The following is a 21,503-nucleotide window of genomic DNA, read 5'->3' on the forward strand; positions in this document are numbered from 1 at the left end:
AGACTCCGGGGTAGCGTTCAAGCCATGAACATCACGGCGTATTAGCGTAGACCGCTCAACAAGCCTGCGGCTTCGTCCACGCAAGCACGTTCCGCATCCAGTAGCGTATCGCCGCCCATCCCGCCCAGAAAGTCCGCGTAAGGATCAGCCAGCGTACGTACACCGGTCAGCTCCTCGATGACAGCCTGACCACAGAATGGCAAGTAATGCGGGCTGTACCCCCCTTCCTGCACAAAAGCGATACGACCTTCGCACACTTCCTCGGCGCAGTCGATAATTTGACGCGCCATCTGACGGAAACCGGAAGCCGTCACCATCATGCGTGCCAGCGGGTCCATCATGCTGGCATCAAAGCCCGAGCCCACGATAATCAGCTGCGGTTTATAGGCGCGCAGCGCAGGCAACACCACTTTTTCCATGGCATAGAGGTAAGCGGCATTCCCACCACCGGGAGGCAATGGGATATTCAGGTTGTAGCCCAAGCCTTCGCCCTCGCCGCGCTCAGTCGTAAAACCGCTATTGGCCGGGAAGCATAGATGCTGGTGCAGGGAAATGGTCAGAACCGAAGGGTCATTCCACCAGATATCCTGCGTACCATTACCGTGATGCACGTCCCAATCCAGAATCGCGACACGATCCAGGCCCAGCTCCTCACGGGCATACGCCGCGGCCACCGAGGTGTTATTAAAAATGCAAAAACCCATCGCACCAGCACGGGGTGCGTGGTGGCCGGGTGGGTTTACCAGTGCGTAGCCATTACTGACTTCACGACTGACCACTTTCTTGACCATCTCAATGGCGCCACCGGCAGAAAGCATGGCAATTTCAAGGCCGCCATTACCCATGGTGGTGATGCCGTCGCCGGTGTCGCCGCCGGTTGGCAAGGCACTGACACGCTTCATGTTTTCCAGATGCTCTGCCGTATGCACACGCAAAATATCCTTGTCGCGTGCAGGCTTGGCCTGGATGCTAGTCAGATGATCAATTTGCCCGGAGGCGCAAACCAGCTCGTGAAAGCGGCGCTTCGTATCGGGATGGGCCAAGTGGTGGCTGATCGGTTGTAAACGGGCCCCCAGATTGGCCGAGGCAAGACTGCCCGTCCCCGTATCTACCCAGCCGTAAAGAGTGTTCCAAATATATCCTGTTGCCATGTCGTCTCCTTTCTTTTGGTTTGTTTGGCAGAACCATAGTAGGGATCTGAACGGCGGAAAGAATCCGTAGGATTGCCGAATTTATGGGCTGATCAGGGAACACTCACGGCAAAAGAGGCAGAGGACGCTCTTTTTCCAAAGCGTTCTCTGCCTCTTTCTTAAAGCTGATTTACTTATAGATGGCGGCCACACCCAAGACCTAAACTAACTCGGCAACATTGATTACTTCTGCTCCACAAGCCTCAACCAATTCGGCATCGTAGCTAGCGAACAGCACAACACGGTCTTGTGACCAGATCTCGAATTGTTCAGCCAAAGCAGCACGAGCTTGCGTATCCAGGCCATTGCTAGGGCCATCGGCAAGAATCACAGCCGGGTCACCCAAAGCCGCCGCCGTCAGAAAAACCTTGCGGCGCGTGCCTGTCGACATCTGCTCGAAGCGCTTATCCAAGTGTGGCTCCAACCCTAATCGGTAGGCGAAATCCAGCGCATTATCATCCACGCGGGTGTTCTTTTCTGCGGCGATTTGCGCCAGCAGTTCACGGCCCGTCTGGGACGGAAACAGCATGCAGTTGTCGGGTACATAAGCCATACGAGCGCGGGCTTGTCGGGGTGTTTTCATTAGCGACTGCCCATCTATCCACACTTCCCCCGTGTCCGGCTCGAGCAAGCCTGCAATGATGTTCAGCAAGGTAGATTTGCCGGTACTGTCTTCTTCACAGAGCGCCACGCAGCCAGGCTTAAATGTATGAGTCAGCCCCTTGAAAACGGGGTAGTCGCCATAGTTTTTACTGAGATTGTCTATGCGTAGCATGCTGGAAATCACTGCCAAAGAAGCGCCTGGACAGATACAAGATGCTTTGCCGAGGCGAGATAAAAAAATAAGTTCGGGGCTGCCCCAAACAGGCGCCTTAGTATAGGTCTTTATTAACTGATGTTTGGACTGCTTGCTGCGCCGTGACCATGCAGGGTTCAGCAGAAATAAAGCAAAAACCTTGTCGGGAACAATCTTGCCAGGCATTCATGCGCGGATCTACAGCCAAAGCCAAAGCCAAAGCCAAAGCCAAAAAAATAGCCTGAAACAAGACAAGCTTGTTCAGGCTATTTCTCCGCGTGGACTTGCTTATCCCAAGGCCGTATCCAGCAACATCATCAAGACAAAACCGATCATCAAACCGCCGGTTGCAAAGGTTTCATGTCCTTGCCGGTGCGATTCGGGAATGATCTCGTGGCTGATGACAAACAGCATGGCACCCGCTGCAAAGCCCAGACCAAAAGGCAGAAGCACCAGCGAGCTGCTGACGGCCACCGCACCCAGCACCGCCCCGACCGGCTCAACCAGACCACTGGCCATGCCCAAAACGACGGAGAAAGTACGGCTGTAACCGGCAGCCAGCAAGGCCAGTGCCACCACCAAACCTTCAGGCACGTCCTGAATGGCAATACCCGTAGCCAACGCATTGGCACGCACCCCTTCATTGCCCACATAGCCCACGCCAATGGCCAGACCTTCCGGGAAGTTGTGCAGCGTAATGGCGATCACAAACAGCCAGGTACGGCGCAGCTTGGTGGACGTCGTACTGCCAGGACCTTCACGCCCTTTGATGAAGTGTTCGTGCGGCAGGATGCGATCAAGCTGCATCAAGGCTGCAGCCCCCAACAAGATGGACAGGCCCACGGCGGAGCCCGCGCCCCAGGCACCACCGCCAAACACTTGCTGGTTCTGTGCCGCTTCCAGGCCCGGCAGAACCAGCGAGAAAGCACAAGCGGCCAGCATCACCCCCGCCCCAAAGCCATACAGCGTATCTTGCGTACGCTGCGACATGGTTTGAGAAAACATGACGGGCACGGTGCCCAGTGCTGTGGCCAATGCCGCGATGGAGCCGCCCACCAGGGCCTGCAAGACCACCGGGTGATCTTGTGCGTACAGCCAGAACTGATGACAGAGCGCCCAGACGCCCCCCATGGAGATGATGAGTCCAACCCACAGGCGCAGGTGTTGGCGCCAGTTAGGCGAGCTTCCCTTATTGGTTGAAAAGTAGTGGCTTGTTTTCGGTTTCATAGCCGTGCGCCCCCAGAAAATTACGCAATCCAGGTTTGCCTGATACAGACGCAAAGAGCCGTAAAACGGCTCTTGCAAAGGCATGGATGCTGTACAAACCATCATAGCGACTTCATCTTCGATTTAAAACATAAATATAGAAATGCTAACAATTCTCATTAGCATTTCAACAAATAAGCCACAATCCATGAAATCAGCTTGGGGTTTGACAGCCATCCAGCCTGTTATCTGCGCTTTGCATGGCGATGCAAAACCGAATGAATACTAGCTCAGGCAGTATGCAATTGATGCTTGATTGCCTCCAAAGCCTGGGCCTGTTCAGCCACAGCATTTTCCAATTGAATCAGCTCTTGCTGGAGCTGTTCCAGACTTTGCTCAGCCTGCTCCACGACCTGTTCCGCCAGCTCCTGGGCACTATTCATCACCCCATCACTCAAGCTCATGTACAGACGGTTGTAGTCGATCAACGGCGCTTGCCCTTCCCCCTGCTCCTGGAACACTTCATAGCCAATATGCGCAGGCAGATTCAGTGTCGGCACGTCTGGCTGCATCAACTGGAAATTCGCCAGGATAGTCTGGCTTAACTCCGCAAACGCCTCGCTCAAGTTCTGGCCAAGTTCGGTACGCACAGCGGCAACATCTTGCTGGGCGGCATGTTTTTCCAGTACTTCGGGCAATTGGGGCACCACTCGCCGCCAGGTGCCTTCTGTCAGAGCTTGCACGGCTCCTTGCAGTACCAGCGTTTGCTCTTCAATACGCTGACGTAATTGAGCAGCGGCCTGCGCCAGCGTTTGCGTCAAGGGACTCAGAATCACTTCTTCTATATGGTGCAATTGCAGCTCGGCAGGTTTACGCTGCTTGTATGCCAAGGCAGGCTTCAGCAGGTTCTGCACTGCCAGATACAAGCGCTCGAAGCCCGCCTGCTCCAAGCCCTGCTCTTCATCCTGCTGACTGCGCGCCATATGCACAGACAGGGACAAGGCCGGTTTGAGCAAGTCACTGCTCAAGCCCCAATGGTTCAGGGCCTGCGCTGCCCGCGTCATCACGTCCTCTTCCTGCAACTGGCGGTTATCGGCCGTCTTGTTGCAAAGCACTTTGACAATCTCGTCGTCGATCTCATCTTCCTCGATGCGATCGCTGCGGGTAATCACCGGCAGCAAGGGCTTGTTGCGGCGCAATTCCACCAGCAAATCGCCCAACTCCTGTACTTGCCCCGGTGCGCTGGAACTGCTCAACCACAAGAGCGCATCCGTGCTTTCCAGAAACTGCTGTGTCAAAGCAGCGTTATGCGCATTGGCCGAGTGCAAGCCGGGGGTATCCAGCAACACCAGCTTCTCGCCCAGACACACCCCTTGCAAGGCAACCGTGGTTTCTGTTGCCCCTTCCTGGAAACCTTCAGGCATGGGCTGCATCTGCCCATCGGCCAGACGGAAGAAATCCACGCTATGACCCTGACGACGAAAGCGGTCCGCCAGGAAATTACACAAGGAGCTTTTACCGGCATTAAAGGAGCCAAACACCAGCAACATGATGCGATCGCGGAAACGATCCGCCAACTCCTGCGCGGGTGCCAATGCAGACCAGGAAGCCGCCCAGGCCTCTTTTTGTTCTTGCAACTGCTGATTCAGTTGTCGAGCACTGTGCGCCAATGTCCCCTGCTCGGCCAAAGCCGTGCAGGACAAGGCTTGCGCCACGGTCGTCTGGCCCAAATCCGCCAGCCACTGCTCCATCTTGGCAATAGCGGGCTGCATATCCTGACTGGCAGGATTGAGCTGCGCAACCACCTTGATAAACGTGCCTTCCACCGACATTACGCATGCTCCAATGTGGACAGACCTTCCAAAGCCTGACGCGTTTGCTCAAGCTGATTTTCAGTCGCCTCGATCTGCTTCTCCAAAGCAACACGGCCATCCGAGACTTCAAAATAATGGGTGAAATCCTGAACCAGCTTGTCGCGACCCGCCTGCTCGCAGAAAATACGACGCAGATCATCTCGGTACTTCACCGACACACCCATCACCGCAATCATGACGGTATCCATGCTGCGCACCGAGGTACGTTGGGCCGCTGGCAAGCCTACGGCACCGTATTCCACCAGATGCCCATTGATCGCAATACACGCACGCGAATAGGCAATCTGCAAACGGGCACGCTCTTGCTTGCCTGCCGTCATCTTGAAACCAAACTCGAAGGTATCCGGCACCAGGGAATGATCCACGCCGGGGGCATTGACTACCGGCTCCAGATCCTTCTCGATGCCTTCCAGAATCGTGCGCAGACCGTCCACAAAATCAATGTGCTGCTGCTTTTGCGTCTGCTGCAGGCTATGCAGGCTTTGCTCTTGCGTTTGCTGCAAGGCGTTCAGTTCTTGCGTCAGCTCGGTCAGCAAGGCTTCACGCTCGAACTCGCGGGCTTGCGGCACACGTTTCAAGGCCGCTTCCAAAGAAGCCTGCAAAGCGGGAATTCCGCTTTTCTCCAGCATGCGCTGCTTGCCACCATCACGGCCCTGGCGATAGCGGGTGCTGGACACGGGGTGCAGTGTCACACCGGCACACTGTTGCGCAATCGCGCCCAGCACTTTTTCTTGCTGCTCGTCATCGGCCAACTGGTCAATCTGGCTGATGACCATCAGGTTCTGACGCTGGGAGCGTTGATGGTCTGCGGCCAGCTCTTGCAGCAAATTGTTTTCCAGCGCGTCCAGCTCGCCCTCTTTGGCCGCGTGGACGAACAGACGAATATCCGCCTGCAAACCCATGGCTTCACGCGCCAGAGCATCGTCCTGCAAGGCCACGTCTGCGTACAGACCGGGCGCATCCAGCCAGCGCACCCCTTCATGCACATGCTCGGCCAATGCGACAGTTTCACGGCGATCAGCCACATTGAAAACATCACTGCCCATCAACTCATTGAGCAGACGACTTTTGCCGTGATTGTATTTACCGACTACGGTCACCGTTGGCGGCACGTTCAATTGCAAGAGAACGCGCAAACGATCCAGATCCCAGCGGCGCTGTGGCAACACGGCCAACACAGGCTCCAATACTTGATCAAGGGATAGTGCCAACTGATTCATAGTCTCTTCCTTTTATTTCACTTATGTTTGGACCCAAGCAGGCGATAAGCCACCAAGCCAAACACCACGCCCCAAAATGCAGCGCCCAGTCCAAACAAGCTCATTCCTGATGCGGTGGTTAAAAATGTGATGACAGACGGCTCGATATAGCCGCTTTCACTGACCATCACCCGCACATTGGCCACAATGGCCCCTATCAACGCCAGACCCGCCAGGGCTGCAATCAAGGAGGCGGGCAAAGCTGTAAACAAATACACAATCGAGCCGGCAAAGGTGCCGCCCAAGAGATAAAACACGCCATTGGCAATACCAGCCACATAGCGCTTGTCGGGATCAGGATGGGCATCCTTGCCCGTACACAAAGCGGCGGTAATGGACGACAGCACAATAGTGATGCCCCCAAAACAGGCCACCAACATCGAGGCCAAACCGGTGCCAGCCAACACGGGGCGCGATGGCGTGGGGTAACCCGCCAACTGCAAGACCGCCATGCCGGGCAGATACTGCCCCGTCAAACTGACCAGCACCAAGGGCAAGGTCAGGCTCAACAAGGTCGCGATATTGAATTCGGGGCTGACCCACACCGGACTGGCCAGCTCCAGCTGGAACGCTTCCATATGCACTTGCCCGCTGGCCATGGCCATCACAAATCCGGACAAGGCCACCAGCACAATCGCGTAACGCGGCAAAAAACGCTTGCCCAGCAAGTACACCGCCAACATCACCAATACGATGGCGGGCATGTCGCTGCTGGACTTGAACGCCGCCATACCGAACTGGAGCAAAATACCGGCCATCATGCCCGCAGCAATGCCCTTGGGGATGAAGGAAAGAATCTTTTCAAAACCGCCTGTCAGACCAATGACGACGATAATCAAGGCAGCACTAAGATACGCCCCCACCACTTCAGGCATGGTGATGCCTGGAAACAGAGTCAGCAGCAAAGCCGTTCCCGGTGCGGACCAGGCTGTAATGATGGGCAGCTTCAAATACGCGCTCAGGAGCAAACCGCTCAAACCAGCGCCTATGGAAATCGCCCAAATCCAGGAGATCAACTCCGCGTCAGCAATTCGGCCCACTTGTGCGGCCTGAATAAAGATCAGCAAAGGACCGGCATAGGCGATCAACACCGACAAAAATCCGGCCACCCAGACCGACGCCGATCCACTTTTCAATCCCATCGTTTTGTCTCCCCAGTCTTTTTGTTTGAATTCTCAACTTTACTCGGTGCTCAGGCTGCGCTGGGATCGCAGCCTGAGTTTTTTACTGCTGCGTAACTTAAATAGCCGACGGGTGCGTCGCCAAGGGAGTCACGGAAATCTGCATGTAAGGGAACAAGGGCAAGGCGCTGAGCAGATTGTGCAGCTCTTCATTGCTCTCTACATCGAATACGCTGTAGTTGGCGTACTGACCCACCACGCGCCAGATATGCGGCCACTTGCCCGAGCGTTGCAGATCCTGCGAGTAGGCTTTTTCTTCAGCCTTGATACGGGCAGCCTCTTCGGCTGGCAGGGAGTCAGGGATATCAACAATCATGTGAACCAGATAAAGCATGGTGTTCCTTTCTAAAAACAAGCGCTCGGGCACTCAGGCCTGGGCTAAAAAATTCAGTACGGCACGCTCGAAGGCTTCGGGCGCTTCCAGATTGGACAGATGCGAGGCCGGTACGACCGCCACTTTGGAGCCAGGAATATTGGCTTGCATGGCCTGGGCATCGGCCACCGTGGTGACCGGGTCCCATTGGCCAGCGACCAGCAGGGTCGGTGCCGAAATACGGCTGATCTGATCACGCAGATCCGACTCGGCCAAGGCATCGCAGCAGGCGGCGTAACCCAGCGGGTCCAGCTTGGCCAGACTGTCCTGCATCGCTTTTACCAGCTCCGGCGATTGCTGGATAAAGGCCTCACCAAACCATCGCGAAGGCGCCGAATCCGCCAAAGTACGCATCTGTGCGGCGCCGCCTTGACGCAAGGCTTCGGCACGCTCCTGCCAGGCTTGAGCAGTACCAATCTTGGCAGCGCTATTACACACGATCAGCGCATTCAAACGCTCCGGGGCATTCACCCCCAACCACAAGCCGGTGTGACCACCCATGGACAGACCACAAAACGCAGCGCGCTCAATATCCAGCGCATCCAGAATCGCCAGCACATCACGCCCCAAATCCTTGAAGCGGTATGGGCCAGGCGTGACCGGACTGCCGCCATGACCACGGGTGTCATAACGGATCAGACGATAGGACTGGGCGAAACCTGCCACCTGCGGGTCCCACATCTCTTGCGTGGTGCCCAGGGAGTTGCTCAGAATCAGGGCCGGGGCCAGCGGATCACCTTCCACGCTGACGCGGAACATGCCCCGCTCGGTATTCAAGGCGCTGGGGCTGACCGTCATTGGCCCTCTCCCTGCTTTGCCGCGGCAATGGGCAAACCAATCATTTCCTCCAGCGCTTCATGCGTCAAACCAGGCACCAGATCAATCAGTTGCAAACCTTCTGGCGTGCAAGCCAGGGTGGCCAAATCGGTATATACGCGCTTCACGCAAGCCAGGCCGGTCAAGGGGTAGCTGCATTGTTCAACCAGCTTGCTGACGCCTTGCTTGGTCAGCACATCCATCATGACCCAGGTTTGCTTGGCACCAATGGCCAGATCCATGGCACCGCCTACGGCGGGAATCGCGCCGGGCTCACCCGTGCTCCAGTTGGCCAGATCGCCGGTTGCCGACACTTGGAAAGCGCCCAGCACACAAATATCCAGATGGCCGCCACGCATCATGCCAAAGCTGTCGGCATGATGGAAAAACGCGCCACCGGGCAGCAGCGTCACCGCTTGCTTGCCCGCATTGATCAAATCGTAATCTTCCTGCCCGGCGGCCGGTGCCGGGCCCATGCCCAGGATACCGTTCTCGCTATGCAGTACCACTTCCACACCAGCGGGCAAATGGTTGGCTACCAGAGTTGGCATGCCAATACCCAGATTCACATAGGCGCCGTCATGGATGTCCTGGGCGACGCGCTGCGCCAATTCGTCTTTACTACGGCGCTGATAATTGAGCGTCATGCTGTCCCCCTTCATGCTCTGTCCGTTCATGCCTTGAACCCACCTGCTTCTGTGCGACTGCGTGGCACCACCACAACGCGACGCACATGAATGCCGGGCGTCACAATGGTTTCGGGGTCCAGTTGACCCAGCTCCGCCAGTTCAAACACACTGGCAATGGTGGTACGAGCTGCGGTCGCCATGACCGGACCAAAGTTGCGCGCCGCCATGCGGTAGGTCAAATTCCCCCAACGGTCCCCCCGCTCGGCCTTGATCAGGGCGACATCTCCATGAATGGGCTCTTCATAGACATGCCAGCGACCATTGATCAAACGTGTTTCCTTGCCCTTGGCCAATTCTGTGCCATAGCCTGTGGGGCAGAAAAAGCCACCGATACCCGCACCGGCGGCGCGCAATCGTTCGGCCAGATTGCCTTGAGGCACCAACTCCAGCTCGATCTTGCCGCTGCGATACAAGTCATCAAATACCCAGGAATCAGCCTGACGGGGGAAGCTGCAAATAATTTTGCGAACCCGGCCTGTTTTAAGCAAAGCCGCCAGCCCCACATCGCCATTACCCGCGTTGTTGTTGACGATAGTCAGATCGCGAGCGCCTTGCTCGATCAGACCGTCGATCAACTCTGTGGGTATGCCAGCCGTTCCAAAACCACCGACCAGAATCGTGGCGCCGTCCTGCACATCATGCAAAGCCTGTGCAACACTGCTTACCTGTTTATCGATCACTCCGTTCTCCGTATAAAGCACTGACGCTACGGATGGGCTTCGCCCTTACGTCAGGCACAGCAAAAACAAGTCAGTCCAGGGCCTGGTTTGACTTGGCAAACACAGGCCCTGGACCGAAGCAAGACTTAGGCAGCCAGACGTGGACGATTCACGATCTGGTTGTCCTTGCCATCGACCAAGGGGGTCAAGGAAATATCAAACACGATCTCTGCAAAAGGACCATCCAGGTTTTCGGCAGCGATGCGGGCAGGATCCGTGTGCTCGGTCAGCGGTGGCACCAGACCATCGCGAGTAGCGTAGGCGAAGTCGTCGTACACCAGCGGATCGCCGTCGATATTGATCTGCGTGGTCAGCTTGCGGTGGCCAGGAGCCGTCACAAAGAAGTGAATGTGCGCAGGACGGTTACCGTGGCGGCCCAGCTCGTTCAGCAGGCCTTGGGTAGGACCATCCGGAGGACAGCCGTAGCCCTTGGGCACAATGCTCTGGAACTTGTAGCGACCGTTTTCATCGGTAATGATGGTGCGGCGCATATTGAAGGGCTGTTGCTCGCCGGTGGGGTCAAAGTGCGAGTAAAAGCCTTTGGTATTGGCATGCCAGACTTCAACCTGAGCACCCGCAATAGGCTTGCCGTCCGCACCAGCCACGACGCCGTGCATGATCAGGGTTTCGCCAGCGGTATCGGAACCGTCATCCAGGCGAACAAAACCTTGCGCCACAGGAGCGCCCGACACGTACAAAGGACCTTCAATGGTGCGTGGCGTACCGTTGTCCAGACCCAGTTCCTTGTCCATGGCGTCCATGCGCATGTCCAGGAAACGGTCAAAGCCCAGACCGGGAGAAAGCAAACCGGCTTCGCTGGCCGTACCCAGACGGTTCAGGTAAGCCACGGCTGCCCAGTACTCGTCGTTGGTGATTTCCAGATCTTCAATGGTCTTGAACAGATCGCTGATGATGCGGTACATGATCTGCTTGACGCGTGGATTGCCACCGGGCTGATCCAGGCCAGAGGCCAAACGCAGGAAGTCTTGTACATCGGGGGTGTCAAAAATTTTAACGCTCATTCTGTGTCTCCTAATATCCTGAAAAAAGTGTTCCAAGCAAAGCCGCTACGACTGGCTTCTTATTGCGCCTAGGCAGCCGAGCCAACACTGACTTGTGTCCTGTCGCGGCGGAAATACTGGACACGATCCTCGTCCAGTACGATACCCAAACCCGGCCCTTGAGGTATCTGTAATTCAAAATTGCTGTAATTCAGTGGCTCTGCCAGGATTTCCTCGGTCAAGAGCAAGGGCCCGAACAGTTCCGTGCCCCACTGCAATTGGTTCACTGTGGCAAACACATGGGCTGCGGCAATCGTGCCGATCGCGCCTTCCAGCATGGTGCCACCATACAATTCAATACCAGCGGCTTCGGCAATCGCAGCTACTTGCAAACCTGCACGCAAACCACCGGACTGTTCAATCTTGATCGCGAACACGTCGGCGGCACCATCACGCGCCAGTGCAAAGGCGGAGGCCGGGCCGGTCAGGGATTCATCGGCCATCAAGGCAATCGGGAAGCGACCTTTCAGATCAGCCAGAGCATCAGCACGACGCACTGGCTGCTCCACCAGCGAGCACCCGGCATCGACCAGGCCAGCCATACCATACTGAGCCTGCAAGGGGCTCCAGGCCATGTTCACATCCACGCGAACATCGGCGCGATCACCCATCGCTTTCTTGATAGCCGCTACGTGCGCCACATCGTCCTTTACCGGGCGGCGACCAATCTTGAGTTTGAAAATACGGTGACGAGCCTGCGCCAGCATGCGCTCGGCTTCATCAATATCCTTGGCGGTGTCACCCGAGGCCAGTGTCCAGGCAACAGGCAGGCTGTCGCGCATGCGGCCACCCAGCAGGTGCGACACCGGCAGACCGGTACGTTTGCCCAGGGCATCAAACAGCGCGGTTTCTACCGCACTCTTGGCAAAACGGTTATCCTGAATCGCCGTGTTCAAGCGAGCCATCAAAGCCGGCACGGCGCTGGCATTGGCGCCCAGCAGCAAGGGAGTGAAGTAGGTGTCGATGGCCAGCTTCATACCTTCGGGCGACTCGGCACCGTAGGCCAGACCACCAATGGTCGTGCCCTCGCCTACACCCACCGTACCGTCCGAACAGTACAAGCGCACCAGCATCAAAGTCTGGCCTTGCATGGTCGTCATCGCCAATTGATGAGGACGGATCGTAGGCAGATCCAGCAGCAAAGTCTCCACCCTTTCGATCAGGGCTGGAGCTGCTAATAGTTGAGAAGATCGCGTGTGTTCCATGCCTTGATTGAACACGAAGCAGGCCCGTTATTTCCAAGACTAAATAGGTCTAGTTCTATACCTTTAGAGTATAGTTTCTGATATAAATATTAAAAATCAAGAAACTAAACACCATCAATTCAGCCTAGGTATGGTTTTCCCTTATGGATCTACGTCAGCTCAAATATTTCGTGGCCGTTGCCGAAACCCGCAACTTCACACGGGCTTCGGAGCGCCTGCACATGGCCCAGCCCCCGCTTAGCCGACAGATCCAATTGCTGGAAGAGGAGCTGGGCGTCACACTGTTGCTGCGCAATAACCGCCCCTTGCGGCTGACCGAAGCCGGACGGGTATTTTATGAGCAGGCCTTGCAGATCTTGAGCCGGGTCGATCAACTGGTGCATACGACACGGCAAATCGGACTGCACCAACGACAAACCCTGTCGATAGGCTTTGTGGCTTCTACCCTGTACGGCGGCCTGCCCGCTTTGATGCGCAAGCTGCGACATCAATATCCGGAAGTGGATATGCAAACGGTAGAGCTCACCTCCATGCAGCAGTTGGAGGCCTTGAAGTCCGGGCGAATTGATGTGGGTTTTGGGCGAATACGACTGAATGATGCATCCGTACAAAGAACGGTGTTGCGGGAAGAACAACTGGCCCTGGCCATTCCCCCCAGCTCGGATCTGGCCAATTCAGACAAGCCATTGAGCCTGAAAAAAGTGCAAGGCCAAAAGCTGATTGTGTATCCCAAAGAACCCAGACCCAGCTTCGCGGACCACGTTCTGCACCTGCTGCACGATCACAGCGTGCGCCCAGCTGAAGTTTATGAGGCCGGGGAAATTCAAGCGGCCTTGGGATTGGTGGCTGCCGATTCTGGCTTGTGCTTGATCCCAACCTCGGCTCGTCTGCGCAACGATCTGCACTACCGTTTGATCGAAGAACCGCAGGCGACTTCACCGATTATCTTGACGCACAGGATGAACGATCAGGCTTGGTATATCGAGGCGATCAAGGGGTTGGTCGCTGAAATGTAAGGTCTGACTGTCGTCACTAACAACCCCCTTCCCCTTTGGGCCCGGATTGACTCACTTCTGAAGCCACTCTAATATCATTAACACGTTAACCAAAATTAGAGACAAGCATGCAACAGGTGACGATTCAGCAGGCTGGAAAAGACCCGATCAGCGCGACCTTATGGCCAGCTCCTGATGCCAAAGCGTCCATCATCATTCACCCCGCCACCGGCGTCCCACAGGATTTCTATCGTCCTTTTGCAGAACATCTGAACAGCCTGGGATGCATTGTTCTGAGCTACGACTACCGGGGTATCGGCCGATCTCGTCAGAAAGATATACGCCAATGCGATGTTTCCATGTCCGACTGGATGCTGGAGGATGCGGTTTACGTCACAGACTGGGTCGCCCATCGTTTTAACGGCTTGCCCATGTTGGCTGTTGGTCATAGCGTTGGCGGCCATGCGATTGCTATCTCCCCCTCGACTCGCTCCGTGAAAGCTGCCGTGATGATTGCGTCACATGCGGGGGTTACCGCTTTAATTGAAAAGCCCATGGAGCGCTTTCGGGTGGGGCTGATCATGCGGGTACTTACTCCCGTACTGTGCAGCCTTTACGGCTATATGCCGACCCGGCGTTTGGGCTTTGGCGAGGACCTTCCACGTGGCGTCATGCAGCAATGGAGCCGCTGGACGCAAAAGCCTCATTATTTTTATGACGATCCACAGCTGGATGCCAAAAAACGCGCTAGCCAGGTCGATATTCCCTTGCTGGTTCTGGGTTTTGATGATGACCCCTGGGCCAATCCGCGAGCTATTTCCAGGCTGTTGGAACCACTAGGCAAGGCCCGTATAGAAAGGCATCAATTGGAGCACAAACAGCTGGGTTTGGCGCATATTGGTCACATGGGCTTCTTTCGTAAACGCAACGCCGAGGCACTTTGGCCTATAGTGGTCGACTGGCTGATCGCACAAAGCGAATCCGGCCCCGCATCGAATTCCTGACGTCTAACCGATATCTATCCAGCCATCGCCACAATGAGCCAGAAATCACAGCCACGTTTTGTCTTTTTGTTGAACCATGCCCACAAGGCTTTGCAGCGCTGGATTCAGAAGCAGCCCTCGGCATGGACAGATATCAGCGCGGCCCAAGTTGGCATGCTGTTCCTGATTCGCTCTCAAGGCTCGGTCACGGTGGGAGAAGCAGCCAGCGCCTTGCAAGTCGCACCGGCTGCGATTACCGGACTGTCCAAACGCATGCAGGCAGCAGGCCTGATTCAACGCCTGACGGACGATGTGGATACACGCAAGATTTGCCTGACGCTGACTCCGGCTGGTGAGGACGCCAGCATCAAGGCCAAGGCCACCTTGCAGGACTTGAATCAGCAGTTGTCGGATGGCTTTACCGAAGATGAATTGAAAGTGGTCGCACGTTGGTTGAGTCAGGTGGTGAGTCTGGATCATCCTGCTGACAAAGATATCGCTCAGAAGGACGAGCAGCCTGCCTGATCGAAGATTGCGGCCCGCAACGACGCGGATTGAACACAAGACATCATTGTGGGCCTCAGTAGCCGGATGATCGCGCTTAAACCTCCACCTCCTCAAAACGTGCCGCCGCATTCATCACCGCCATCACGCTGGCCGTAATGATATTCGCGTGCTTGCCCACACCAAATTTCGAGCCAGGCACACCGGGCATGACCGCTTCCACAATCGCCATCGCGCAAGCGTCCGCTCCTGAACCCAGGCTGCGTTCCTCGTAACTATCGATGCGCAAAGGCAGGTTCAAGGCCGCCACCGTCGCCGCAATCGGCCCATTGCCCGTTCCGGTATAGGTTTCAGTCTCGCCATTGGCATTGACGCATTGCAGCTCTATGCCCTGCTGCCCTTGTGCCTCATCGAACAGGCGATGTGCTCGGTAGCTGTTGTTCCCCTGGCGCTGATTGGCTTGCAAATAGGTGGTCTCAAACAGTTCCCAAATCTGCTGGCTGTTCAGCTCCGTTTCGCTGGAATCGGCAATCTGCTGAACAATGGCACTGAACTCCACCTGCATGCGGCGCGGCATCACAATGCCGTAGTCGCGTTGCAGCAGAAAAGCGATGCCTCCTTTGCCGGACTGGCTGTTGACACGCACGATACTGTCGTAGGTGCGGCCCAAATCCTTGGGGTCGACTGGCAGATAAGGTACACGCCAGGGGGCATCTTCTTTCTGCACCGCAAAGCCCTTGGCAATCGCGTCCTGATGGGAACCGGAAAAGGCGGTAAAGACCAGATCGCCCACATACGGGTGACGTGGGTGAATGGGCAAGGACGTGGCCTCTTCCGCGATACGCGCTACTGCCGAGATGTCAGAGAAATCCAGATTCGGAGAGATACCCTGGGTATACAGATTCAGGGCCAAGGTCACCACATCCAGATTGCCACTGCGCTCGCCATTGCCAAACAGACACCCCTCGACACGCTGTGCGCCGGCCAGCATGGCTTGTTCAGCGCAAGCAACGCCCGTTCCGCGATCATTATGCGGGTGTACCGACAGAACGATATGTTCGCGCCTATTCAAATGGCGATCCATCCATTCAATCTGATCAGCAAAGACGTTCGCTGTCGTCACTTCCACCGTGGTGGGCAAATTGATAATCATGGGCCGCGCTGGACCCGCGTCCCAGGCATCAATAGCCGCATTGCAGACAGCCAGCGACACCTCCAGCTCTGCCATGCAGAACGTTTCAGGTGAGTATTGCAGCACCCACTCCGTTTCCGGGTGCTTGGCCGTCAGGCGCTTGAACACCTCCACATGGTGATGCACCATCTCGATGATTTGCGGCACCTCCATCTTGAAGACGATTTCCCGGAAAGCAGGAGCAATCGCATTGTAGAAATGCACAATCACACGACGCGCGCCCGCCACGCTGCGTACCGTGGTCTCGATCAAATCCTCACGCAGTTGGGTAATGACCATAGGCGTGACGTCGTTCGGGATCATGCCCTCGTCAATCAGTTGCCGGACGATATCAAAATCGGTTTGCGAGGCAGACGGAAAACCCACCTCGATTTCCTTGAAACCAATACGGACCAGCTCCTGAAACAGGCGCAATTTGCGGTCGCGATTCATGGGTTCAAACAGGGCCTGGTTGCCGTCGCGCAAATCGGTAGACAGCCACACGGGCGCTTGGCTCAGGGTGCGCTGCGGCCACTGGCGATCGGGCAGATTGACGACAGGAAAGGGACGGTATTTGTGGGAAGGATCAGTCAGCATGGGAACCTCGAATATAGGGAATGACATACCTGGCTTCCCTACTCCATGGAGCTGGCTACAGTCGGGGTCTGGGGAAACCAGGATGGGACCATTCGCACACACAGGCGTACGGACCCCGACCGGATGTCAGGGCTAGTAGGCCTAGCGATAGCAAGTGCAAATGAGTCACGACAGGTTCAATCCCAAACTGCTTGATGAAGACGATAAAAGCACTTTAGACTGCAAGACACTTGGCCTTCTATCAAAAAATAGTCATTTGTTTTATTTTTTTGGACATTCCTGAATATGGGCTACGCATCCCCTGAACGCGGTGGGCGAGCACTGGACCTGTCTCACTCCGATACCTCGCCCTTGCTGGTCAGCGGGGTGATCGAGCATTACCCTGCCGGACATGAAGTCCCCCGCCATCGCCACCACCGGGGGCATCTTTTGTATGCCACGGAAGGGGTGCTGCTGGTACAGGCCGAAACCGGCCAGTGGCTGGTGCCTCCGACCACCGCCGTCTGGTTGCGACCCGGCGTGCCGCATCAGCTCAATGCCACCACCGCCGTGAATGTGCATGGTTTATTTATTGATGAAATTCTGGCCGCACAATTACCGGACCACGATTGCGTGATCCATGTCACACCACTGGTGCGTGAATTGATTGCAGCACTGGTGCGGGTGATTCCGCAAGAGAACCCACCGTTACGAGACGCCTTACTGGGACAGCTATTGATAGAAGAGTTGCGCGTGCTGCATCCCCTGCCTTTTCATTTGCCCTGGCCGCAAGAGGAATTGATGCGACGGATTTGCGAAGACCTGGTGCGCTCGCCAGCCCAGCAAAAAACGATGGATGAGGTGGCGCAGCAATACGCCTTGACGCCGAAAACCTTACATCGGCGCTTTCTGAAAAGCACGGGGATGAATCTGGGGAAATGGCGGCAACAGATGCGCTTGATGGCCTCGATCCAGTTTCTGCTGCAAGGCAGGTCCATCACGCAGGCGGCGCTGGAAAGTGGCTATGAAAGTTTGAGCGCTTACTCAGTAGCCTTTAAAAAGACCTTTGCTTATCCGCCTTCGGAGTTTCTGGCGACTTTGAGCCAGTACCCTGATAGGGAGCACGATGCGGGCATGGTCTGAAGCCGATCTCGACGACAAGGATGTCTGGCAGATTGGAGTAACTACTTAGTCTGCCAGCCTGCTTTCTGGCTGATCCCATGCGCTATACGGATATTCATGCATCCATCTCAGGCCTGTCTACAAGACCCATCGCCCTCTTGAGCACTTCGCAAAACCAGCTGTTCAGCAGAAACAAAAGTACGACGCGAGCAGGCCAGGACCGCGATAGCAGCCCAGCGTCATCAACTCTTGCAGACTTCCTGCCGCAGTTGCTCTGCCGAGAGCTTGATCATCTTGCCGTTCTCTACCAAGACCACCGAGGTATTGGTTTGCATGGCCACAAAACGTGCCGACCGCGCTGCACGCTCCAAGGCGGCCAGCGAAGCCCGCAAGTCCGGGTTTTTTGCTTTGGAAATATCTTCTTTATTCATCTTTCTCTCCCCACTCCAACAGGACTGGCACACTGCCTGCGTTATCGTACAAAACCCAATCATCCACGGTATCCCGATAATGATGCAGGAAGTTCTTCATGCCAGCCGCAAAGCGGCGACGAATGACGGGTTCGGGGATGTTATGGCCCCCCTGACGTACCCGTTCTGCCACCCGCGCGATCGCCATATCCGCGTCGGGCAGACTTAAAAAATACAAGCTGACGCGATAGCCCTGCGCCTGCCATTTTTCAATATGGCGAACATAGCCTTGGCCAGACAAGGTCGTTTCCAGCGCGAAGCTCTCGCCCAAGCGAACCGCTTCTTTCAATTCGTCCAGCATCAAACGACCCGCTTTGATGGCCGCGCTCTCTGGCGCAAAAGGCGACAAACCTGCAGCAATCAGATCTGCATTGATAAAACGCAGCACCTCCGCCTCGGCCGGGAGGAAAGAGCGCGCAAACGTCGTCTTGCCTGCCCCGTTCGGGCCAGCAATGATCAGAATCTTTTTGCTCTTGCCCGTGTCAGCGTTGTTGCCAGACATAAATACACCTAAACAATGTCCACATTGAACAGATTTGTATCATACATTGGCGAAAAGGCCAGCCAAGCGCCTTGCTTTGGCCGCCACGCATCCATTGGCCAAGGCGAGTTTTCAGGCGATAAAAAGGCTCCTTGAGCACAAGGAACCTTTTCAAGGAGCAGGCGGGAATGCCCCGCTACCAGGCCATAGCGACTGATCTATTGACGCTTTTTCAGCGGGCAGGTGCTCAGGCCCAGCATGGGGTACAGCGGGCAAAAACCGACCAGCCCCGTGATCAGAGGAATCAGGCCCAGCCAGCCCCACCAGCCGATGACGTTCGTGACTGCCAGCGCAATCAGCACCACACCCACAACGATACGAGCAATACGATCCAAACCACCTACATTGCTTTTCATGGCAAATCCTTTCAATAAAGAAGCAAGGGGAAAACGGGTCGGGCGATGGCCTGCAGGCGATGCGCCCCGCCCCTGATGCCATCAGGCTCAGGGACAGAAAATATCTTTCAAGGTGCCAATCAAGGTGGCGACATTCAGGTCCTCAATGCGGTAATACAGGGTTTGCGCCTCGCGCCGGTAGCTGACCAAACCTTCCTGGCGCATGCGTGCCAAATGCTGCGACAGGGCCGAGGGGCTTAACGCCACCATCTCGTTCAGTGCTCCCACACTCATCTCGCCTTGCTGAATCAAGAGACACAGAATCACCAGGCGTTTGGGATTGCCCACCGCCTGCAACAAAGCGGCCGCTTGATCAGCGCTCTCTTGCAACAGCTCGATGTCGGATTTGCTTTGGATCATGGTTTATCCAGCTTTTCTTGCGCATTAATTTAGATGGATCTTAATTTAGCATATACTGAATTAATGCAGTCAACAATTTCAGCATTCCTTTGCTTTTGTTAATACGACAGGAGTCATGCATGAGTGAAACTAGCTACAAGCAACTGACCCAAGGCATTTCCAGCAATCTGGCGCAGCTACGTCAGACCCAAGCCGACGTGATGAAAGGGTTTGGAGATCTGGGCAAGGCCGCCATGACAGGCGGCGCCCTCGATGCCAAAACCAAAGAATTGATAGCCTTGGCAATTGGCGTAGCCACCCATTGCGAGGGCTGCATAGGCTTTCATAGCAAGGCCTTGGCGCAGATGGGAGCCAGTCTGGAAGAAGTACATGAAGCCTTGGGGGTTGCGATCTATATGGGCGGTGGTCCATCCGTGATGTACGCGGCCAATGCCGTTGCCGCATTCAATGAATTCAAGTCTTGAACCGAAACAAGGAGAATTGTGATGCCTAAACCCGCTGCTTTTGTATCGACGCTGTTCCATGCCCAGGGCAATCCCGACAAAGTAACTGTGGCCCTGACCATGGCTGTCAATGCGGTTCAGAAGGGACATAGCGCCTGCCTGATTCTGATGGCTGAAGGAGTCGCGCTGGGTGTACCCGGTGCCGCCGACCCCATCAGTATTGGCGCCCCCTTTGAACCGGCAGCAGAGCTGTTGAAGAAGTACCTGGAGCAAGGTGGACGCGTTGCCGTGTGCAAGTCCTGCATGCTGCATAACGGCCTGAGCGCCGAGCAGATGGACCCACGCTTTGAAATCATTTCCGCGCCGGATGTGATCGACTTGCTGATGGGTGCGACCGGGTCTTTACAGATTTCCTGATACGCTGCTTCCTCAAATGCAAAGCAGGCCAAAACCATTTCTGTGTTTTGGCCTGTTTGTTATCGACACGCCATGCCCATATTCAGTAAAGCAAGCAACCGACCTGTAAGCGCATCAAGCCGAATGCGCCAGCAAAGCCTCCAGCAAAAAGAAGCTGGCGCATGCCGATTCCACCAGTTCAGTCTGCCCCGGCGCAACTTTATAAAGATGCCCCACAAAACGGCCGGTCTCAATTAACTCGGGAGTCAGCAAGGCATCCAGATACAGGCGCGATTGCTCCTGCAGCCATTCTTGTTCCGGCAGAATCTGCCACAGCTCATACATGGCCAAAGAAGCAATCGCCCAGGCCGAACGGTCTACCGGACTTAGTGGGGACTCCTGTGTCAAAAAGCCATGCGCAAATCTCCCCCAACGCTCGTGCCAATATCGGCAGGCATTCAGGGCTGCTTGAGCATAGGACTTTCTGTCATACAAGCGCGTTGCGCTTGCCATTCCCAACATGGCCCAGGCCTGCCCTCGTTGCCAGGTTTCAGCGCCCTGCTCGGCCAACACATCGTTCCCGCGTAGCAAGACCGTATCGCGCCAGGCTCCGCTGCGTTTTTGCAGATAACGCAGGCAGGCATCCACATGCCATTGCCCAAACTGACGCGCCACCGGCCCACCCTGCGCATCCAGCACTAAAAGCGTAGGAGCCAGAGCATCCACATTCAACATGTGATTGCCCGCCTCCCCGCCCCCCATCCCGGAACCCAAGGGCCAGAAGCCACTGGAGGCATCAAAGCTGTTCAGCAGAGCTTGTGCAGCCTGATCGACATGGGCTTCGGCCTCTCTATCCCCATGCCAGATGCTGCCCAGGCCGGAGCCATACCAGAACACAAAGCTTCGATTGATGCTGGGCTCTTCCAGCCAGACTTGCAGCTTCTGACTCCAGTTCAGCGCCTGCTCCCTATCCTGCTCCTGACCGCTGATCAAGGCGCGTCGCCACCACAAGCCCGCCCAGAAGCCCCCCAACCAGGAGCCACGTCGCGACAAGGTCCATTGCTCGGACGAGGACTGTCTGAACAAGGGAAACTGCTCTCCACATTGCTCTGCAACCTGGTCCATATTCGCAAAAATGGACTCGATGCTGGCTGATCCCAATACCTCTACAGACATTC

Annotated in this window: 24 protein-coding genes; 6 read left to right on the top strand and 18 right to left on the bottom strand. The window is 55.9% G+C overall.

The window, feature by feature from the left end; all coding sequences use genetic code 11:
- Positions 1–41 precede the first annotated feature (41 nt).
- The 12 genes from MID00_RS19065 to MID00_RS19120 all read right to left on the bottom strand — a co-directional run bounded on the left by MID00_RS19065 (position 42) and on the right by MID00_RS19120 (position 12,369).
- A complete protein-coding gene (locus tag MID00_RS19065; protein ID WP_009454546.1) occupies positions 42–1,151 on the bottom strand; it encodes a class II histone deacetylase in 1,110 nt (369 codons plus the stop codon).
- A gap of 199 nt (positions 1,152–1,350) precedes the next feature.
- On the bottom strand, positions 1,351–1,965 hold the full coding sequence (locus MID00_RS19070) for an ATP-binding cassette domain-containing protein (protein WP_060186075.1): 615 nt from the start codon (positions 1,963–1,965) through the stop codon (positions 1,351–1,353).
- Positions 1,966–2,274: 309 nt separating this feature from the next.
- Positions 2,275–3,213 (bottom strand): ZIP family metal transporter, encoded by a 939-nt coding sequence (locus tag MID00_RS19075; RefSeq protein ID WP_254499341.1) that lies wholly within the window; start codon positions 3,211–3,213, stop codon positions 2,275–2,277.
- Positions 3,214–3,482: 269 nt separating this feature from the next.
- Entirely contained in the window at positions 3,483–5,024 is a 1,542-nt protein-coding gene (locus MID00_RS19080; RefSeq protein WP_254499342.1) for a GTPase, read from the bottom strand.
- Entirely contained in the window at positions 5,024–6,286 is a 1,263-nt protein-coding gene (locus tag MID00_RS19085; RefSeq protein WP_115635223.1) for a GTPase, read from the bottom strand. The genes MID00_RS19080 and MID00_RS19085 overlap by 1 nt, the downstream gene beginning before the upstream one ends.
- A 17-nt stretch (positions 6,287–6,303) precedes the next feature.
- The gene (locus tag MID00_RS19090) at positions 6,304–7,467 is read right to left on the bottom strand and encodes a benzoate/H(+) symporter BenE family transporter (protein ID WP_060185891.1); all 1,164 of its coding nucleotides are present in this window, start codon (positions 7,465–7,467) and stop codon (positions 6,304–6,306) included.
- Positions 7,468–7,564: 97 nt separating this feature from the next.
- On the bottom strand, positions 7,565–7,840 hold the full coding sequence (gene catC, locus MID00_RS19095; RefSeq protein WP_009454559.1) for a muconolactone Delta-isomerase: 276 nt from the start codon (positions 7,838–7,840) through the stop codon (positions 7,565–7,567).
- A gap of 33 nt (positions 7,841–7,873) precedes the next feature.
- Positions 7,874–8,677 (bottom strand): 3-oxoadipate enol-lactonase, encoded by an 804-nt coding sequence (gene pcaD, locus MID00_RS19100; RefSeq protein ID WP_009454561.1) that lies wholly within the window; start codon positions 8,675–8,677, stop codon positions 7,874–7,876.
- Complete coding sequence (locus MID00_RS19105; protein WP_035268747.1) at positions 8,674–9,342, bottom strand: 3-oxoacid CoA-transferase subunit B; 669 nt, start codon at positions 9,340–9,342, stop codon at positions 8,674–8,676. The genes pcaD and MID00_RS19105 overlap by 4 nt, the downstream gene beginning before the upstream one ends.
- Positions 9,343–9,368: 26 nt before the next feature.
- The gene (locus tag MID00_RS19110; protein WP_009454565.1) at positions 9,369–10,064 is read right to left on the bottom strand and encodes a 3-oxoacid CoA-transferase subunit A; all 696 of its coding nucleotides are present in this window, start codon (positions 10,062–10,064) and stop codon (positions 9,369–9,371) included.
- 125 nt (positions 10,065–10,189) lie between these two features.
- Entirely contained in the window at positions 10,190–11,125 is a 936-nt protein-coding gene (gene catA / locus MID00_RS19115; protein ID WP_009454566.1) for a catechol 1,2-dioxygenase, read from the bottom strand.
- 68 nt (positions 11,126–11,193) lie between these two features.
- Entirely contained in the window at positions 11,194–12,369 is a 1,176-nt protein-coding gene (locus MID00_RS19120) for a muconate/chloromuconate family cycloisomerase (RefSeq protein ID WP_026482747.1), read from the bottom strand.
- Between the two features lie 143 nt (positions 12,370–12,512).
- On the opposite strand from MID00_RS19120, the gene MID00_RS19125 reads away from it, so the two are divergent.
- From MID00_RS19125 to MID00_RS19135, 3 genes are all read left to right on the top strand, one after another.
- The gene (locus MID00_RS19125) at positions 12,513–13,385 is read left to right on the top strand and encodes a LysR family transcriptional regulator (RefSeq protein WP_060185892.1); all 873 of its coding nucleotides are present in this window, start codon (positions 12,513–12,515) and stop codon (positions 13,383–13,385) included.
- Between the two features lie 107 nt (positions 13,386–13,492).
- Positions 13,493–14,368, top strand: coding sequence for an alpha/beta fold hydrolase (locus tag MID00_RS19130; protein ID WP_254499343.1), 876 nt, complete (start codon positions 13,493–13,495; stop codon positions 14,366–14,368).
- A gap of 33 nt (positions 14,369–14,401) precedes the next feature.
- Positions 14,402–14,872 carry a MarR family winged helix-turn-helix transcriptional regulator gene (locus tag MID00_RS19135; RefSeq protein ID WP_254499344.1) on the top strand — a complete coding sequence of 157 codons (471 nt, stop codon included), beginning with the start codon at positions 14,402–14,404 and terminating at the stop codon, positions 14,870–14,872.
- Positions 14,873–14,948: 76 nt separating this feature from the next.
- Here the strand turns inward: MID00_RS19135 and leuA are convergent, their stop codons facing one another.
- On the bottom strand, positions 14,949–16,619 hold the full coding sequence (leuA, locus tag MID00_RS19140) for a 2-isopropylmalate synthase (RefSeq protein WP_254500313.1): 1,671 nt from the start codon (positions 16,617–16,619) through the stop codon (positions 14,949–14,951).
- A gap of 285 nt (positions 16,620–16,904) precedes the next feature.
- On the opposite strand from leuA, the gene MID00_RS19145 reads away from it, so the two are divergent.
- On the top strand, positions 16,905–17,741 hold the full coding sequence (locus MID00_RS19145; protein ID WP_254499345.1) for a helix-turn-helix domain-containing protein: 837 nt from the start codon (positions 16,905–16,907) through the stop codon (positions 17,739–17,741).
- Positions 17,742–17,962: 221 nt separating this feature from the next.
- Here MID00_RS19145 and MID00_RS19150 read toward each other — a convergent pair whose 3' ends face one another.
- From MID00_RS19150 to MID00_RS19165, 4 genes are all read right to left on the bottom strand, one after another.
- The gene (locus MID00_RS19150; RefSeq protein ID WP_083053684.1) at positions 17,963–18,151 is read right to left on the bottom strand and encodes a hypothetical protein; all 189 of its coding nucleotides are present in this window, start codon (positions 18,149–18,151) and stop codon (positions 17,963–17,965) included.
- A complete protein-coding gene (locus MID00_RS19155; RefSeq protein ID WP_009454582.1) occupies positions 18,144–18,692 on the bottom strand; it encodes a zeta toxin family protein in 549 nt (182 codons plus the stop codon). Before MID00_RS19155 ends, MID00_RS19150 begins: the two co-directional genes overlap by 8 nt.
- Before the next feature lie 197 nt (positions 18,693–18,889).
- Positions 18,890–19,087 (bottom strand): DUF2892 domain-containing protein, encoded by a 198-nt coding sequence (locus tag MID00_RS19160; RefSeq protein ID WP_009454584.1) that lies wholly within the window; start codon positions 19,085–19,087, stop codon positions 18,890–18,892.
- An 87-nt stretch (positions 19,088–19,174) separates the two neighbouring features.
- Positions 19,175–19,486: a helix-turn-helix transcriptional regulator gene (locus MID00_RS19165; protein ID WP_254499346.1), complete on the bottom strand. Its 312-nt coding sequence runs from the start codon at positions 19,484–19,486 to the stop codon at positions 19,175–19,177.
- Positions 19,487–19,605: 119 nt separating this feature from the next.
- On the opposite strand from MID00_RS19165, the gene MID00_RS19170 reads away from it, so the two are divergent.
- Complete coding sequence (locus tag MID00_RS19170) at positions 19,606–19,950, top strand: carboxymuconolactone decarboxylase family protein (protein ID WP_009454588.1); 345 nt, start codon at positions 19,606–19,608, stop codon at positions 19,948–19,950.
- 21 nt (positions 19,951–19,971) lie between these two features.
- Positions 19,972–20,346 carry a DsrE family protein gene (locus MID00_RS19175; RefSeq protein WP_009454590.1) on the top strand — a complete coding sequence of 125 codons (375 nt, stop codon included), beginning with the start codon at positions 19,972–19,974 and terminating at the stop codon, positions 20,344–20,346.
- Between the two features lie 114 nt (positions 20,347–20,460).
- On the opposite strand, the gene MID00_RS19180 is transcribed toward MID00_RS19175, so the two are convergent.
- Positions 20,461–21,501, bottom strand: a complete 1,041-nt coding sequence (locus tag MID00_RS19180; protein WP_254499347.1) for a hypothetical protein — start codon at positions 21,499–21,501, stop codon at positions 20,461–20,463.
- Positions 21,502–21,503 lie beyond the last annotated feature (2 nt).

The sequence above is a fragment of the Alcaligenes sp. NLF5-7 genome (assembly GCF_024266725.1).
Lineage (GTDB): Bacteria > Pseudomonadota > Gammaproteobacteria > Burkholderiales > Burkholderiaceae_B > Alcaligenes > Alcaligenes phenolicus.

What these genes read in the sequence shown, in the direction of transcription:
- MID00_RS19170 (WP_009454588.1), top strand. Translation starts at nt 19,606, where the DNA reads ATGAGTGAAACTAGCTACAAGCAACTGACCCAAGGCATTTCCAGCAAT.
- MID00_RS19065 (WP_009454546.1), bottom strand. Translation starts at nt 1,151, where the DNA reads ATGGCAACAGGATATATTTGGAACACTCTTTACGGCTGGGTAGATACG.
- MID00_RS19165 (WP_254499346.1), bottom strand. Translation starts at nt 19,486, where the DNA reads ATGATCCAAAGCAAATCCGACATCGAGCTGTTGCAAGAGAGCGCTGAT.
- MID00_RS19145 (WP_254499345.1), top strand. Translation starts at nt 16,905, where the DNA reads ATGGGCTACGCATCCCCTGAACGCGGTGGGCGAGCACTGGACCTGTCT.
- catC (WP_009454559.1), bottom strand. Translation starts at nt 7,840, where the DNA reads ATGCTTTATCTGGTTCACATGATTGTTGATATCCCTGACTCCCTGCCA.
- MID00_RS19175 (WP_009454590.1), top strand. Translation starts at nt 19,972, where the DNA reads ATGCCTAAACCCGCTGCTTTTGTATCGACGCTGTTCCATGCCCAGGGC.
- pcaD (WP_009454561.1), bottom strand. Translation starts at nt 8,677, where the DNA reads ATGACGGTCAGCCCCAGCGCCTTGAATACCGAGCGGGGCATGTTCCGC.
- leuA (WP_254500313.1), bottom strand. Translation starts at nt 16,619, where the DNA reads ATGCTGACTGATCCTTCCCACAAATACCGTCCCTTTCCTGTCGTCAAT.
- MID00_RS19075 (WP_254499341.1), bottom strand. Translation starts at nt 3,213, where the DNA reads ATGAAACCGAAAACAAGCCACTACTTTTCAACCAATAAGGGAAGCTCG.
- MID00_RS19130 (WP_254499343.1), top strand. Translation starts at nt 13,493, where the DNA reads ATGCAACAGGTGACGATTCAGCAGGCTGGAAAAGACCCGATCAGCGCG.
- MID00_RS19125 (WP_060185892.1), top strand. Translation starts at nt 12,513, where the DNA reads ATGGATCTACGTCAGCTCAAATATTTCGTGGCCGTTGCCGAAACCCGC.
- MID00_RS19080 (WP_254499342.1), bottom strand. Translation starts at nt 5,024, where the DNA reads ATGTCGGTGGAAGGCACGTTTATCAAGGTGGTTGCGCAGCTCAATCCT.
- MID00_RS19180 (WP_254499347.1), bottom strand. Translation starts at nt 21,501, where the DNA reads ATGTCTGTAGAGGTATTGGGATCAGCCAGCATCGAGTCCATTTTTGCG.
- MID00_RS19105 (WP_035268747.1), bottom strand. Translation starts at nt 9,342, where the DNA reads ATGACGCTCAATTATCAGCGCCGTAGTAAAGACGAATTGGCGCAGCGC.
- MID00_RS19160 (WP_009454584.1), bottom strand. Translation starts at nt 19,087, where the DNA reads ATGAAAAGCAATGTAGGTGGTTTGGATCGTATTGCTCGTATCGTTGTG.
- MID00_RS19085 (WP_115635223.1), bottom strand. Translation starts at nt 6,286, where the DNA reads ATGAATCAGTTGGCACTATCCCTTGATCAAGTATTGGAGCCTGTGTTG.
- catA (WP_009454566.1), bottom strand. Translation starts at nt 11,125, where the DNA reads ATGAGCGTTAAAATTTTTGACACCCCCGATGTACAAGACTTCCTGCGT.
- MID00_RS19120 (WP_026482747.1), bottom strand. Translation starts at nt 12,369, where the DNA reads ATGGAACACACGCGATCTTCTCAACTATTAGCAGCTCCAGCCCTGATC.
- MID00_RS19070 (WP_060186075.1), bottom strand. Translation starts at nt 1,965, where the DNA reads ATGCTACGCATAGACAATCTCAGTAAAAACTATGGCGACTACCCCGTT.
- MID00_RS19150 (WP_083053684.1), bottom strand. Translation starts at nt 18,151, where the DNA reads ATGAATAAAGAAGATATTTCCAAAGCAAAAAACCCGGACTTGCGGGCT.
- MID00_RS19155 (WP_009454582.1), bottom strand. Translation starts at nt 18,692, where the DNA reads ATGTCTGGCAACAACGCTGACACGGGCAAGAGCAAAAAGATTCTGATC.
- MID00_RS19090 (WP_060185891.1), bottom strand. Translation starts at nt 7,467, where the DNA reads ATGGGATTGAAAAGTGGATCGGCGTCGGTCTGGGTGGCCGGATTTTTG.
- MID00_RS19135 (WP_254499344.1), top strand. Translation starts at nt 14,402, where the DNA reads ATGAGCCAGAAATCACAGCCACGTTTTGTCTTTTTGTTGAACCATGCC.